16 protein-coding genes are annotated in these 15170 nt (G+C 53.4%); 15 read left to right on the top strand and 1 reads right to left on the bottom strand.

What is annotated here, in order from left to right; all coding sequences use genetic code 11:
• The first annotated feature begins 9 nt into the window (after window positions 1-9).
• The 14 genes from ACZ5SR_RS02945 (at window position 10) to ACZ5SR_RS02880 (ending at window position 12715) form a co-directional block, all read left to right on the top strand.
• Window positions 10-348, top strand: a complete 339-nt coding sequence (locus ACZ5SR_RS02945) for a phage tail protein (protein WP_464450085.1) — start codon at window positions 10-12, stop codon at window positions 346-348.
• Window positions 345-1049, top strand: coding sequence for a phage minor tail protein L (locus ACZ5SR_RS02940; RefSeq protein ID WP_464450084.1), 705 nt, complete (start codon window positions 345-347; stop codon window positions 1047-1049). Before ACZ5SR_RS02945 ends, ACZ5SR_RS02940 begins: the two co-directional genes overlap by 4 nt.
• A gap of 9 nt (window positions 1050-1058) precedes the next feature.
• Window positions 1059-1766: a C40 family peptidase gene (locus ACZ5SR_RS02935; protein WP_464450083.1), complete on the top strand. Its 708-nt coding sequence runs from the start codon at window positions 1059-1061 to the stop codon at window positions 1764-1766.
• Window positions 1766-2359, top strand: a complete 594-nt coding sequence (locus ACZ5SR_RS02930; RefSeq protein WP_464450082.1) for a tail assembly protein — start codon at window positions 1766-1768, stop codon at window positions 2357-2359. The genes ACZ5SR_RS02935 and ACZ5SR_RS02930 overlap by 1 nt, the downstream gene beginning before the upstream one ends.
• A complete protein-coding gene (gene gpJ, locus ACZ5SR_RS02925; RefSeq protein WP_464450081.1) occupies window positions 2356-5883 on the top strand; it encodes a TipJ family phage tail tip protein in 3528 nt (1175 codons plus the stop codon). The genes ACZ5SR_RS02930 and gpJ overlap by 4 nt, the downstream gene beginning before the upstream one ends.
• A gap of 78 nt (window positions 5884-5961) precedes the next feature.
• Window positions 5962-6408, top strand: coding sequence for a hypothetical protein (locus tag ACZ5SR_RS02920; protein ID WP_108257226.1), 447 nt, complete (start codon window positions 5962-5964; stop codon window positions 6406-6408).
• 13 nt (window positions 6409-6421) lie between these two features.
• A complete protein-coding gene (locus ACZ5SR_RS02915; RefSeq protein ID WP_464451141.1) occupies window positions 6422-7612 on the top strand; it encodes a hypothetical protein in 1191 nt (396 codons plus the stop codon).
• Window positions 7613-8569: a hypothetical protein gene (locus ACZ5SR_RS02910; protein WP_464450079.1), complete on the top strand. Its 957-nt coding sequence runs from the start codon at window positions 7613-7615 to the stop codon at window positions 8567-8569.
• On the top strand, window positions 8551-9360 hold the full coding sequence (locus ACZ5SR_RS02905) for a hypothetical protein (RefSeq protein WP_464451140.1): 810 nt from the start codon (window positions 8551-8553) through the stop codon (window positions 9358-9360). Before ACZ5SR_RS02910 ends, ACZ5SR_RS02905 begins: the two co-directional genes overlap by 19 nt.
• A complete protein-coding gene (locus ACZ5SR_RS02900) occupies window positions 9360-9917 on the top strand; it encodes a 2OG-Fe(II) oxygenase family protein (protein ID WP_464450077.1) in 558 nt (185 codons plus the stop codon). Before ACZ5SR_RS02905 ends, ACZ5SR_RS02900 begins: the two co-directional genes overlap by 1 nt.
• 32 nt (window positions 9918-9949) lie before the next feature.
• Complete coding sequence (locus ACZ5SR_RS02895; protein WP_464450076.1) at window positions 9950-11311, top strand: SPASM domain-containing protein; 1362 nt, start codon at window positions 9950-9952, stop codon at window positions 11309-11311.
• A gap of 65 nt (window positions 11312-11376) precedes the next feature.
• Window positions 11377-11760 (top strand): hypothetical protein, encoded by a 384-nt coding sequence (locus tag ACZ5SR_RS02890; RefSeq protein ID WP_464450075.1) that lies wholly within the window; start codon window positions 11377-11379, stop codon window positions 11758-11760.
• Entirely contained in the window at window positions 11757-12221 is a 465-nt protein-coding gene (locus ACZ5SR_RS02885) for a glycoside hydrolase family 73 protein (RefSeq protein WP_464450074.1), read from the top strand. The genes ACZ5SR_RS02890 and ACZ5SR_RS02885 overlap by 4 nt, the downstream gene beginning before the upstream one ends.
• Complete coding sequence (locus ACZ5SR_RS02880; RefSeq protein WP_464450073.1) at window positions 12218-12715, top strand: hypothetical protein; 498 nt, start codon at window positions 12218-12220, stop codon at window positions 12713-12715. Before ACZ5SR_RS02885 ends, ACZ5SR_RS02880 begins: the two co-directional genes overlap by 4 nt.
• Before the next feature lie 106 nt (window positions 12716-12821).
• On the opposite strand, the gene ACZ5SR_RS02875 is transcribed toward ACZ5SR_RS02880, so the two are convergent.
• Window positions 12822-14405 (bottom strand): ADP-ribosylglycohydrolase family protein, encoded by a 1584-nt coding sequence (locus tag ACZ5SR_RS02875; RefSeq protein WP_464450072.1) that lies wholly within the window; start codon window positions 14403-14405, stop codon window positions 12822-12824.
• A 96-nt stretch (window positions 14406-14501) separates the two neighbouring features.
• On the opposite strand from ACZ5SR_RS02875, the gene ACZ5SR_RS02870 reads away from it, so the two are divergent.
• Window positions 14502-15125 carry a VRR-NUC domain-containing protein gene (locus tag ACZ5SR_RS02870; RefSeq protein WP_464450071.1) on the top strand — a complete coding sequence of 208 codons (624 nt, stop codon included), beginning with the start codon at window positions 14502-14504 and terminating at the stop codon, window positions 15123-15125.
• Window positions 15126-15170: the final 45 nt, after the last annotated feature.

Here is a 15170-nt window from a genome sequence, read left to right as displayed (position 1 = left end):
GAACTTTTGATGGCTACCTTCACATGGATTCCATCCATCGGGGCTTCACTCACCGTTAAACCCAATGTGCGACGGGTCTCGTTTGGGGATGGCTACGAGCAACGCTTGGCTTATGGCATTAACACGCAGCCTGAAGTCTGGTCGTTGGAGTTTCGGGGGAAGTCCACCAGCGACGCATCTGCCATCGACACCTTCTTACGTGCCCGAGGTGCTGTTCAAGCATTCGACTGGACAACGCCAAGCGGCCTCACGGGCAAATTCACCTGTGAGGAGTGGAGTCGCACGATTGAAGAGCCCAACATCGAAAACATTCGCGCCACCTTCAAGCAGGTGTTTGATTTGTCATGACCACACAAGCCATCACGACCGAAATTCAAAAACTTGCACCAAGTGCGGTCATCGAGTTGTTTGTTCTGGACCTGAGTCTTTTCAACGAAGGGGTCGTGCGCTTTCATGCGGGCACAAATGAGCTGCGCAGACAGGTGGTCTGGCAAGGAAATGCCTACGAGCCGTTTCCGATTCAGGCCGATGGCTTTGAGTTCAACGGCAATGGGCAAGTGCCAAGGCCAAAGCTCAAAGTGGCCAACGTCACTGGCAGTATCACAGCCTTGATCTTGTCGTATCAAGACCTAGTGGGAGCCAAGATCACTCGCAAGCGCACCTTGGTCAAGTATCTGGACGGGGTTAACTTTGCCAGCGGCACCAACTCAACGGCGGATCCAAGTGCGGAGTTTGCGGATGACGTTTATTACATCGATCGCAAGTCTCGCGAAACGCGTGATGTGGTCGAGTTCGAGTTGGCAGCTTCGTTTGACCTTGAGGGTGTCTCGTTGCCGCGCAGACAGATTGTGCAAAACGTCTGCCCTTGGGGGTATCGAAGCTCAGAATGTGGATACACAGGCACGGCGTATTTCAATGCCAACGATGTGTCCGTTTCTTTGAAATTCCAAGACGCCTGTGGCAAGCGACTGAGTTCTTGCCAAAAGCGATTTGGCTCCAATGCGGAGCTTCCCTTTGGCGGGTTTCCCGCTGCTGGATTGATACGGTGATGTTTGCTGATGCTTGAAACCAATAAACAATTGGCTCTTGAGCATGCAGCGCGTGAATTTCCACGCGAGTCATGCGGCTTGCTCGTCATCCGCAAAGGCAAGGAGAGCTACGTTGCGTGTCAGAACATTGGCGTGGGGACTGATCAATTTGTGATTGACCCTGTGGACTATGCCAAAGCAGACAAGCGTGGGCAGATTGTTGGCGTTGTTCATTCGCACCCCAACATGCCTGCGACACCAAGCCAAGCGGATCGTGTGGCCTGTGAGGCCAGTGGTATTCCTTGGTTCATCGTCTCCTATCCCAATGGGGTGTGGGAAGAGATCGAGCCGCAGGGTTATGTGGCTGCGCTTGTTGGCCGGGAATGGTCACACGGCGTTTTGGACTGTTACTCGCTGATCCGAGATTGGTATGCCCAAGAGATGCATCTCGACTTGCCCGATTACCAACGCTTTGATGAGTGGTGGAAGCGTGGTGAAAACCTCTACCTCGACAACTTTGCACATGCGGGTTTCGGTGTTGCCAGTTCAGATGGTTTAAGCGAAGGCGATGTCTTGCTGATGCAGGTGAACTCGGATGTTCCGAATCATGCGGCCATCTACTTGGGCGATGGATTGATCTTGCATCACCTGCAAGGCCGGTTATCGAGCCGCGATGTTTATGGCGGCTATTGGCAAAAGATCACAACACACATTCTTAGACATCAGTCACAACGGTAATGGCAACCATCATTCTTCTCGGCGAACTAGGGCGACAGTTCGGTCGCCGACACAAGATGGTGGTGGCTAGTGCTGCTGAGGCCGTGCGTGCATTGAGTGCCAACTTTCCAACCTTTGAGCGTGAGTTGGTGGGCTCTGGAGAGCGCGGTGTTGGCTACAAAGTCCTGGTTGGCCGAGATGAACTCAATCTTGAGCGTTTGCATGAACCTAGTGGTCAGCAACGCATCACGATTGCGCCCGTCATCTCGGGTGCTGGTGGTAATGGACTTGGGCAAATCATCCTTGGCGCTGCATTGATTGCCGTTGCTTGGTGGAACCCCATGGGATGGGCTGCGGCAGGAAGTTTCTTGTCGCAAGCCACGCTGTATTCGGTGGGCACATCCATGATTCTTGGCGGTGTGGCTCAGATGATCGCTCCAACGCCTAAATCCTCAGACCCTTCAGAGCGGCCAGAGAACAAACCCAGCTATGCATTCAATGGTGCAGTCAACACGACTGCGCAAGGTCAGCCTGTCCCAGTGGGCTACGGACGCTTAATTGTGGGTTCCGCTGTCATCAGTGCAGGGATTGATGTGGACGAGGTGCCTGTATGAGTGAAGCGATGACCGAATCAATGAGCCAAGCTTCACTCATCATTGGATCTGGGGGTGGCGGCAAAGGTGGTGGAGGTAGTGCGAGGGTTGCACAAGAAGCCCCCGATAGCCTGCGCTCCAAAGCCTTCGCTCGCGTGGTGGACTTGGTGTGCGAGGGAGAAATTCAAGGGTTGGCCAATGGTCTGAAGTCTGTCTATCTGGACGACACAGCCATTCAAAATGCCGATGGCAGTTACAACTTCGCTGGCGTAACGCTAGAAACTCGCAACGGAACGCAACAGCAAAGCTACATCCCTGGTTTCTCATCGGTTGAGAACGAGGTGGCTGTGGGTGTTGAGTGCAAGTTCAATCAGCCCGTTGTTCGCGCCATCACCGATCCGGATGTAGATGCTGTTCGCATCAAGATTAGTTTTCCGGCGCTGACCTATCAAGACGCTACCAATGGCGACTTGAGTGGCACAACCGTGGACTTTGCGATCGATGTGCAAAGCAACGGCGGTGGTTACTCGCAGGTGGTGGCTGACTCAGTTTCTGGAAAAACTACTACCAAATACCAACGCAGCTACTACATCCCACTCAATGGTTCTGCCCCATGGGATGTGCGGTTGCGTCGCATCACAGAGGATTCAACCAAGACCAACATCCAGAACAAGACATTCCTGGAGTCCTATACCGAAGTCATTGAGAGCAAGCTTCGTTACCCAAACAGCGCCTTGATGGCATTGCGCGTTGATGCCTCGCAGTTCAGTTCTATCCCGAAGCGCAGCTATGACTTGAAGCTGCTTCGGGTTCGCATACCGTCAAATTACTATCCTGAGACTCGCTCTTATTCGGGTGTGTGGGATGGCACGTTCAAAGTCGCATGGACGGACAACCCCGCATGGTGCTTCTACGATCTGGTGACCAGCACCCGTTATGGGTTGGGCAACTACATCCCAGAGGCACAGGTCGACAAGTGGGCTCTGTATCGCGTGGCTCGTTATTGCGATGAATTGGTGCCCAACGGGTTAGGAAGCTATGAACCTCGTTTCACCTGCAACCTGTATCTGCAAACCAGAGAGCAGGCGTACAAGGTCATGCAGGACATGGCCTCGATCTTCAGGGGCATGGCGTATTGGTCTGGTGGTGCCATCACCGTGACCCAAGATGCACCGCAAGATGCGGTCTATCAATTCACGGCTGCCAACGTCATCGATGGGGACTTCTCGTATCAAGGCTCGTCTGCCAAAGCGCGTCACACCGTGGCGTTGGTGAGTTGGATTGACCCGGACGACTTCTACCGTCAGAAGGTGGAATACGTTGAGGATGTCGACGGCATTGCCCGCTACGGGGTGGTGCAAGCTGATGTTGTGGCCATGGGATGCACTTCCCGAGGTCAGGCTAACCGAGTTGGTAAGTGGTTGCTCTACTCGGAGCAGTCCGAGTCGGAAATCATCACGTTTCGCACAGGACTTGAAGGTGCGGTGGTGCGTCCAGGTGACGTTATCAAAGTGGCTGACGCTAGCCGTGGTGGATTGCGACTCGGTGGGCGAATTGCAGCGGCCACAACTGTGACCGTGACCCTTGACCAAGATCCGCCTGCAGGTTCGTGGCGAATTTCAGTCATCACGCCAGCTGGAACGGTGGAAGAGCGGCAGGTTGGATCGTTCAGCGGTCGAACACTTGGTGTGACCAGTGCATTCTCTGCAGCGCCTCAAGCAGGGGCGATTTGGGTCTTGGCCTCAAGTCAGGTCGAGGCACAACTCTTTCGGGTGGTGCAAGTTGCTGAGAGTGAGCCGGGCATCCATGAGGTGACAGCCCTTGCGCACAACCCAAGCAAGTACGCTGCGATTGAGCAGGGCTTGGCGTTGCAACCTCGTGACATCACTGTGCTGTCGACCACCCCTGCAACGCCAACAGGCTTGAAGGTGTCTGAGAGCCTGTATCGGGTCAAGGATCAAGCGCTCGTTTTGATTCAGGTGGCGTGGGAGCAGGTCTTTGGTGCGCTTGAGTATCAGGTGAGCTATCGGGTTAATGGCGGCAACACCGTCACCTTGCCTCGGGTGTCCACCAGTTATCTGGAAATTCGCAATGCCGAAACTGGAGACTATGTCTTCACGGTCAAAGCCGTTGGCGTTTCTGGAAAACTTGGTAACGGTGCAACGCTTGGGCAAACCATCCTTGGCAAATTGCAGCCCCCCGACGATGTGCAAGATTTCCTTGTGTATCGCCGAACGACTGACTTGCTTCTCAAGTGGGCAGCCAACACAGATGCTGACTTGGCGGGTTATGAGGTTCGTGTGGGCTCGGGTTGGGACTCAGGCGTATTGGTTGGCCAAACCGCAGGCACGCAGCTTGTTCATGACCAAAGTGAATCGGGCCAGTACAACTACTTCATCCGTGCGTTTGATACCTCGGGCAAGTACAGCACGCATGTCACGACTTTTCAGCTGATCTTGCTTGCCCCATCGTCGGTGAGGCAGTTTGATGTGGTCCAGTCAGCGAATCGTCTTGAGTTTCGATGGTTGCCCAACCCAGAGCCTGAGGTTGTGGCTTACGAACTCAGGGAAGGGGGAGCCTGGGACACCTCTATCTTCATTGCAGAGGTGAAGTCCAGTAGCTACACCTTGCCATCGGGCTTCGATGGTGAGCGCAAGTTCTGGATCAAGGCGATTGCTTCTCCTGGCATCTACTCGGACGAAGCCACCTTTGTCTCGACGGTGGTGGTCCAGCCGCAAAACGCCAACCTACTGGTGACAATGGATGCGCAAGCGACAAGGTTTCCGGGGATCAAGCACTTTGCGTCTGTGGAATCAGTCAACAGTCTCGATGTCCTGCGCATGGACAGCGGAGTCAGTCAGTCTGAGTATCTGTTCGAAGTGAACCTTCCGACCAGTTATCGGGCTCAGAACACCTTACTGGCCAGCATTGGCGCAACGCTGGATGACCGCGAGACATGGAGCACGGCCAACTATGCGTGGAACAGCCAAGCGGCCAAACGTCAATGGACCTATGACGGGGCGCTCAAGAGCATTGAGGCGCGATTTCAAATTGCGCGTGAAGACACATTGCAGTCGGGCGAGATTTATGGATGGCGCCTCAACGGTGTGCTCAGCGGTTACGGCAGTCCAACAAGTGGGGATGCCGCAGGCGTGAGCTACGGAGATGGTCGTTACGGAACAGGTGTGTTGATCAAGGACACCACCAAAGTGTCATGGGGCGTTCGCATACCGGCCGTGTTTCATGTGAGCTTTTGGTTCATCCCTAATCAAGTGACCACATCGGTGATCTGGAGTGCGACAGGTGTAGGCGTGAGCTTGTGTGTCGGGTATGACGCAACGAACCAGGTGTTTTTCCTTGAAGATCACCTGTTCAATCGCATCCAAGTTCCATACCCCGTCAATGTGAGTGATCGCATTTGCGTTGGGGTGTGTCAAACCGCGACAGAGCGCAGGCTCTTTATCGGAAAGATGGGAGGGGATGTACAAAGCGCTAGTAGCGCAATGGCACCTACAGCGGGCTACACCGCACTCAAGCTTTATTGATCCCCACGGAATTTTCAAAAACCAGGCGTTGTACCGAAAGGTCCAGCGCCTTTTTCTTTGCACAACTAGGAATTACTCATGATTGAAGAAGGCATGAACATTAAAGGCGCAATCACGCTGCTGTTGGCCAAGGCCAGTGGCGAAGTGGAGGTGGTCCATAAAGAGAACATCATCGTCAATGGAGGCTTTGACTTTGTAGCCGATGCCATTGGTAACTCATCCAGTCGCCCCGGTGTGATGGGGTGGATTGCCCTTGGAACGGGGACCACGGCAGCTGCTGCAACGCAAACGGCGCTGGTCACCGAGATCAAGCGCAACGCTGCAACGTATGCCCATACGGCTGGCACCAAGGTTTTTACCTTCACCGCCAGTTATCCCGCCGGGGATGCTACGGGAGCGATCACCGAGGCGGGAGTGTTCAACGCTGCATCTGCTGGCTCCATGTTTGACCGTGTCGTCTTTCCTGTGGTGAATAAGGGCGCTGATGACAGCTTGACCGCCGTGTTCACCTTCACCATGAGCTGATAGGACTGGGGCTATGGCCGAGACCGCAAGCGTCACAACGACACCGGGTGCTAACTACACCTGGAACACGGCAAAGTTTGCGTGGAACAGCGCCACCTCAGGCAAAAACTGGACAAACGCCTATCCCGCCATATATGCCCTCAATGTGGCATCCGATCTCAACTTCGCAGAGTTGGTCCAAAAGCTCAACATCAAGCAAATCGCCGATGGTTTTGGCATTGTCGAAACCAGCCGTCGTGGCGTGGGACTCAATAAGTTCGAAGCCTGGGGGTTTGTTGAAACCTACACCCACCTGATTGCCTACGTCCTGCGGTTTGTGGAGTCGTTCTCGGTATCGGAGCAGTACAAGCAGAACTGGACCAAGGTTGTGCTCGAGGCATTTCAAGTTGGCGAAGGACTGGCACGGCAGTTGGTGCTCAAGAAGTTCGAAGCGATTGGGATCGCTGAAACCTATACCGACCTCATCGCGTTCATCCTACGCGTGAGTGAGAGTTTTAGTTTTTCCGAAGTCTCCGCCAAGAGCATCACGCAACCTCAGTTTGAGACGCTTGGTCTGTCGGATGGCCTTGCCAAAGCGCAGACCAAAAGAGTGGCAGAAGCATTTGCTTTGGCTGAACTCTTCGGACGCACCGTTGCCTACCGACGCGCCCTTGCCGAAGGCTTTGCAATTGGTGAGGCATTAAAGCGTGCTCAGACGATCAAGCTCAGCGAGGCATTTGCGCTGGTTGAGCAATACAGGCGCAAAGCCAACGGCGTGATCAGCGACATGATCGTTGCCAGCACCGAGATCACTGAGCAGGACTTCATGGACATCTTGGAGTCTGGTCATCCACCGGGTTACACAAATTTCCGAGACTTCATCCAAGGCGACTACACCTACCAACGGGCGCTGTTCAGAGCGGTGATCACCTCCAACAACGCGGACAGGGGCTACATCGATGGTTTGCGGGTCACCGTGGATGTGCCCGATGTGTTTGATCGTGGAACGGCGCAAGTCACGAATGCGGCGAATGGCGTGTTCGTTGGTTTCTCCCGAATGTTCAGAGTGGCCCCTGAGGTGACGCTGACCTTTAAGGGCGGAACAACCGTTGCCGTACCTCGGATTCTTGGAAGTGTGAGCACCACAGGCTTCACGGCAGTTTTAGAAAACACCTCTGGCACGCGGGTCACCGGTGCCATCTCTTGGGTTGCACAAGGTTATTAAATGCAAAACTACACCGAAATTCCATCGTCTTCGACGCTGTCGGACTCGTTGTCTCAAATCTTGAACAACGACAAGACGGCTATCTCATGTAACAGTGGAACCACCTTTCCGACGACTTCCGTGCAAATCGGAATGCTGTGCTACCGCACGGATCAGTTGAAGCTCTACCAGTTGATCGGAACCAACCCCGACAACTGGCGCTTCATCATGGATTTGGCAAACGGCATCGATGCCCAGTTCGCAGCCAAACTCAACGCTGCGTCTTACACCGCTGCAGACGTTCTTGCAAAACTACTGACCGTTGATGGTGCAGGAACTGGGCTCGATGCTGACTTGCTCGATGGCCAACATGCGAGTGCATTTGCCTCTAGCACGCACAACCATAACGCTGCCTACCTCGGCATTACCGCCAAGGCAACCGACGCCGACAAGCTCGATGGCTATGACTCCACAGCCTTTGTGAGGTCAGTTAACGGTGCCGGGCCTGACGCTGCTGGCAATGCGACGGTCAACATTGACCTGTCGAGCCGGGTCGCAAAAACCGGCGACACGATGACGGGCAATCTCACGATTCAGAACACCGCCCCAACTATCAATATGCAGGACACGGACAACGTGACCCGCTATCTGCATGTCAACAGCAACCTGATGGGCTTTTTAAAGTCCGATGGCAACTGGGACATGTACATGAATAACAGCGGATCTATGTGGACCGCGAACTACGGATGGTTGCATGACTACTTCTTCTCATCCGTCTCAAATTGCGCGCCTACGCTGGTCAACTGCAACGGCAATGCTGGTAACTGTATTCCCGAGGTGCCGATCAATTGCTACGGAAGCGGGAACGTCGCAACTGTTCGCACTGAACTGATCGACAACGGAAGTCAGATTCAACTTCGGTCGGTTCGGTACAACTTCAACTGCAATTGCAACTGTGCTTGCGACTGTTGCTGCTGATGGGGGAGATTATGAAAGTCATTGCAGTACCCAACCCGCTTCTTCATCCCTATGCATTCCATCAAGTCTCCATCTCGCGCGAGTTAGAAAGCAGGTCGTTGATCGTTCGATACCGGTTGGCCAGAACAAATCATGCCGAAGAAGATCCTGTCTTTGATGCAGAGGAACAGGCGGTACGGATCAATCTGGCAGCGCTCAGAAACCGCCCCGACTGGTGCGACCATCAGTGCTATTTCCTGTCGCTCAAGGATGGGCGTCTGGGCCCCCTTTTTTCCCTATTTGTGGCCACACTTCCTGCACGACTTGCAGCAACAGAGTTCGCAACTATGTCGCAGCAGAGTTTGATTCTGGGAGTCAATGTGCCGTTTGCCGACGCTACGGACGACGAGCTGTTTCTGACCGTCAACATGAACCAGCGATGCCGCGATGCAGATATCTCACTTGACGGTGATTTGGATCTTGAGTGGAGCCAGGCGGCTTCAAGCGGAACACACAGAACCTTATTGCTACCGCACCTGCGTTTGTCGGCTCCGTCAACCATCGCAGCCGATGGCCAGGCGACGATCACTATTCAACTTGAGGATGCTGCTGAACAACCTATTGAAAGGCAGGCAACCGTCTATCTGGAAGCGGTCTCAGGTGTCTTGCCTCGGGCCAGGGTAACCACGACTCAGGGCACTGCCGCCGTCCCTGTATTTGCCACTGGTTTGAGACCAGGTGAGAAGGTTCGCATCAAAGCAGGCTGGAAGTACTTTCCCGGCGTGGACGACATCACGCTTGAGGTTGTCTGATGCTCCAAGCACTGTTTACGGTCCCAGTCCTCGTAACAGAACTGGGCATATCTGAACGCGAACGCAGCGTTCTCTGCGAGCGTGCCCTTGCCGCATACCGGGCCAACAACACGAACGGGAAGCCTTGGTCTAGAGCTACCCGGGAGTCTCTGGCAGTCCAAGAGCCGGTTTTTGAGGCTCTCTTCGCCATGGTCTCTGGGGCGATAGAAGTTGCATTTGGCGTCCGTGTCGTATCCATCACCGGTCGCGAACTGGTTCAGTTTGATGGCGATTTTGTCCCCCCGCATGTTGAGCCGTCTGTGCTGTCTGCCATCTACTGGATAGATGCCGCCGCCACGCCGAATCATGCGTATGGGGATCACAACGGATCGCTGGTCCTTCAAAGTCCAGTAGGCCCCTTTGGCACCAAGGTACTTCCAATTGAAGAGAGGGTTCGGTTTATCGATCCGAAGCCTGATCGCCTACTGGTTTTTCCAAGCCATCTGGTGCACTTCGGCCACGTCTACCGCGCGGCAACACCAAGCGTCGAGGTTCACTTCGAAATGGAGATTGCGTGATGTGCGCAGTCAATTTCTACCAATAGGAAGCCATGAGTACTTTTGTCATTCATACCCTCATTCCGGGCGGGCAGGCAGGCCCCACCCTCCGCTATGACAACCAGACCTCGGAACTCACCAACCTGCAAACTGGGCAGCCGGTTGTGAGGTCTTTTGCAGCCATCCAGCCCGCGAGCCAAACCTTCGCCACCAGCAAAGACACACCAGCCCGAAAAGATTCCCCTCGGGTCTTGAAGATCTCTCTTGGCCTATCATGCAACTACGAGTGTGAATACTGTTCTCAGCGCTTTGTGCCGCGCGCGGCTGAGACGAATCCTGCTGAAGTTCACGCCTTTGTTGCGGGGCTAGATGGGTGGGTGACCATGCCGCCCGAGCGTATTGAGTTCTGGGGAGGGGAACCCCTGGTTTACATCAAGACCCTGCGTCCGCTCGCTCACGCCCTTCGTCGCAAGTACCCAGACGCTGGCTTTTCAGTGATCACCAATGGATCGCTGCTGAACGCCGACATCAATCAATGGCTGGATGACATGGGCTTTAGTGTTGGCATCTCGCATGATGGTCCAGGTCAGCATGTACGGGGTCCTGACCCACTTGATGATCCTGAAAAGCGTGCAGCGATTTTGGATCTATATCGGCGACTCGCACCGAAGAGGCGTGTGAGCTTCAATGCAATGCTCAACCGCTCAAACATCTCCAGGGCGGCGATTCAGCAGTTTTTTACCAATCTGACCGGTGACCCTGGCGTCATGATTGCAGAGGGCGCGTTTGTTGATGCTTACGATCCGGGCGGCTTGGCGCTATCACTGTCTTCAGATGAAGCCCATTCATTCCGTCGGACCGCCTTCCAGGAGATCCGACAGGGTAAGGCGGACAGGGTCTCCGGTGCAAGGGATCGGGTTGCCTCCTTCGTCAACTCCATCCGTTTAAAACGTACTGCATCCAGTGTGGCGCAAAAGTGTGGCATGGATCACATCGATTCGATAGCGGTTGATCTTCGCGGCAATGTGCTGACTTGCCAAAACGTCAGCGCTCAGTCAACCGCGCCCAATGGAGAGACTCACCGCATCGGACATGTCAGCGATCTTCCATCGGTGGCGCTGCGCACTTCAACGCATTGGTCCAAGCGCGAGGACTGTCCGAAGTGCCCTGTACTTCACATTTGCAAGGGCGCATGCATGTTTTTGGAAGGGCCGCTTTGGGAGGCGTCATGTAATAACGCCTACTCAGACGCTCTGCCAATCTTTGCTGCGGGTATTGAGTTCCTTACGGGTTTAATTCCGGTACATATCGATGGCGAGCTTCGTCCCGATCGCAAAGATGTCTTTGGCTTTTCAGATCAGATGGCACAGAGTAATAAAGCTAAGCCATTTTCAATTCCGATCGTATCGGCCTAAGTCGACTAGTTCATAACCAGTCACCCTGAGTTTGCTCACGGTGGCTTTTCTTTTTGGAGATTTCAATGCCTGAACCTACAAGCTCCGGAGTCGCAGGTGCGGCCGCCGCATATAAAGCCATTGGAGGCACTGCGGGGGCTGTTGCAAGTGGTGCGACGCTTGCTGCAGTTGTTGTCATGCTCATGACGCCTCCTCGAAACAAGCGCGAATGGGCCGTCGGACTCATCAGTACGGTTGTTTCAAGCATTGGCGGCGGTGCGGTGACGATTGAGTATTTCGTACTTCATCACTGGGCGTTCTCAACGACAGGCCTGTACGCTATGGGTGGACTGATGTTTGCCTGTGGCTTGCCCGGGTGGGCACTTGTGCGCTGGCTATTCAATTTCATCGATCTGCGACGCGACGAATCCATCGATCAGGTAGCCAAGGATGTTAGGGAGTTGCTATGAGTCCAAGTGAATTCATCATGCGGCTCACCACGGCTGCCATTGCATCAGCCAAGGCAAGTGGCGTACCCGCAAGTATCACAATTGCACAGGCGGCACTTGAGTCTGGCTGGGGTGAGTCTGCCTTGGCCAAGACTGGCAACAACCTCTTTGGTATCAAGGCTGACAGTCTCTGGCGCGGTCAGACCCTGACCATGAACACCAAGGAGTTCATCAAGGGGCAGTGGGTGGTGGTGCCTGCTTTGTGGCGCAAGTATTCGAGCTGGCAAGCCAGTGTGGATGACCACGCTGCATTTCTTAAGCGTAACCCGCGCTACAAGATTTGCTTCACTTGCACCACGGCCCAGGCATTTGCCAAAGCGCTGGCACAGGCAGGCTATGCCACCGATCCGGCTTATTCGGACAAGGTAATTAGTCTGATCAAACAGCACGACCTGCTGGCCTTGGACGGAGAAGCTCCATGAGCTGGCTTAGCCGCTTCATGCTGGCCAACTGGTCGCACATTCTGGGGGCACTAATTCTGCTCATTGCGCTGCTGTTCGGCATGCAAATTGGCGCATCTCGTGTCCAGAAGGCATGGGATGCCGAAAAGCTGGAGATTGCACTGACCCAGGCCAGACAGGAGCAACGTGTAGCCGATGTGCAGCTGACTCAATCTCAAATCACCCAAGATATCTCGAATGAATACGCAAAAAGGTCAAAGCTGCTGGCTGATCGTCAGCTTGACAGTCGTGCTGGCGGGGTGTGCAACATCCCCGCAACCAGTGTCAGGGATCTGCCCGCCGTTCCCGAAGCTCCCGCCAGAGCTGCTCCAGCCCGCTCCGACCCTTTACCTGCTTCCTCAGGCGATGCGGGAGCGGTGAGCTGCGAACAGCTGAGCAAGGATGCTGCACAGACAACCCTGATGCTTACTGAGCTACAGCGGTGGTACGTTTTTCAGTCTGAAGCCTTCAAATGATGAAAGCCCCTAGTAGCCATGTTCGGCTGCTGGGGCTTTTTTATTTGGCATGTCCGAATGCTCAATCAGATGTGTTCTCCCAATCAATTCTCGATGGTTGATCAGATCAGTTCAAGATTACAGAATTTAATTTTCGCAAGCTCGGCAAAACCATTTTGATAGTAAATTCATCAGGCCGAGGCTGCCCTTTTCTTGTTGAACAGGTCATCAACTTTACGAGCATTTCTTGTGGAATTTTGTCGACACCATGAAGTGTGCCAATAAGGCCCCCAACGATGCAGGCATTAGTGTCAGTATCCCCACCCCGTTCAAGTGTTTGCGTCAAGGCATCTTCATAGCTATCTTTACGTTTAAGGTGATAGAAGGCGAAGCTAAATGCATGTTTGACAAAGCCAGCCAGTGGATATGCCGGGGCAGGTTTATTTTCAATAATGTTTTCCATCCACGAAGTCACTTCTTCGCTGTTTTCGCGGGCATAGGTCATAGCTATTGCAAAAGCACCAGTGGCGTCACCTGGGTGACGAATTAGATGACGAATCGCAAGGACATATGCCGCAGTGGCGTGCTGGCATGTTTCGTTTGGGTGCGTCAAACACGCATCTTTTCGGGCGATCTCAATTGCGTCTTCTAAACTGAGAACTGCGGAGATCACTCCTAACGGAGTGGCCCGCATCAGACTGCCGTTTGCTTTTGATTCGCTATTGAAGTTAGCTGCCTGTCTTGTGACCTTCATCTCAAGAGGATCTGTGCTGTCATCGTAGGGATCTTCCATCAGTGCGCTTGAAGTCGCCATTCCGATATCAAATGGTTTGGAACGCTCCCAACTGCAATAGGCATTGGCCACTTGATTTACCAAGTAACTTCCATTTGACTGCGCAAGACTGTTCAATAGGGCGACAGTCATTTCACCGTCATCAGTGAACTGCCCAGGTGCTAGATTGAAAACTCCGCCGCCAGGCATGTCGAGCGCCCTTTGAACCTCTTCTTTTGTTGGCTTGCGGCCCATGAACTCCAGCACTCCACCGGCCGCGTCCCCAATCAGTGCGCCGAAAACACTACCGTACATTGCGCGTTCAGCGCTCGTTAATTCTTCGGTATCCATCATTTTGTCTGGCAGATTGCCAAGCATGGCTTTGAGTTCTTTGGATTGGCGCACCAGTTGCGCAGATGGGTAGGTGGTACAGGCGCCATTGCTACGGTTAACAATTTCAGCAATCCCCTGGGTGGTCTCTAAGACCATTTTCAATTTGTCATATGTGTTTTCACCCAAAAGGATGTGCCAGGCCTTAACCAGGCTTGGTTGGCTCTGGTTGATTAGGCCTTGGCCTGCGTGTTGCCAGAACTGCTCTTTTGCCGCATCTTCGGCTAACTGTCTCTTTGCTCGGTAATCTTCAAATGAAGTTTCCTCACTGCATCGCTTAATTTGTTCAGCAGTTAAAACATATCTGCGTTCTTTAGCGTCAGCACCTTCGAATGCGAGATAGGTGGCTGTTAAGTGAATGGGGTCAACTTCCACACATTGCCAGCAACCACCACCATTAGAAGTAACCATGTTGTACGACTTGCCAACGCAGGCCCAAAGTTCAAAAACACCCCAGCCACCGCAGACCCACTCTGGCTCCAAGCACATGGAAATATTGCCGTTTTCCACTCGCAAAGCGCCTGCTTTCAGTGTTTTACTCTTGCGCATACATACCTTTCATAATCGTCAGCCTAATAAATTTTGCATACCAGTTTGAGAAAATTGATAAATCCTGGACACTAGTGTCACTTATTACCTAGCAGCATGAAAGAAACAGAAACAAAGCCAGCCCTTCGTATCAGCCACATAGTTCACGGTCGTCAGCTTGTGGGCAATCGCGTGTATTACCGAGTTGATCCCAAGGGCATCAAGGATTTAATGGCTGTGCCTGAGACAGTGGTTCTGAGACGTTGGCGTGCTCGCCACTTTCCAGGATATTCTTTTTCCGGCACTCGCTTGAGTTCAACTCTTTGGCGTGCAGTTGGGTTGGCATTGGGTGCAGATGCAAAGTACTTATGCCGCCTAACACCTGTAATAATTTCAGAAATCGTAGACCAGCAACGGACTGTGCTCAGAGCACACCATTTTGCATTGCCTGCGCCAGACGCCTTGCACGCTTTGTTTGCTGTGCTTGGTCCTGACAGACTGCAAGCCGTTCTTAACCGCCATTTAGCCCCCGATCGAGGCAACCTCTCAGGCATTCCAGATCTTTTCCTCTTTGCAACACCCACTGGCTCGAAAAAGCCAGGAATAGCTCGGTTTGTTGAGGTAAAAAAACCAGAAGAAGCAGTATCCAAAGCGCAGCTTGCCGAAATTGACTTTCTCAACGGCTTAGGACTACACGCTCGAGTGTTGCGTTTAATCGAGCCAACGCTACCCAAAGACTGAATCGATTTGAACGTCAAGAACACGGACTGATACATGTAGATCATG

It is taken from the genome of Limnohabitans sp. TEGF002 (genome assembly GCF_055395845.1).
Note: the sequence above shows the minus strand (reverse complement) of the source record. Positions and strands in the feature narration are given on the sequence as shown.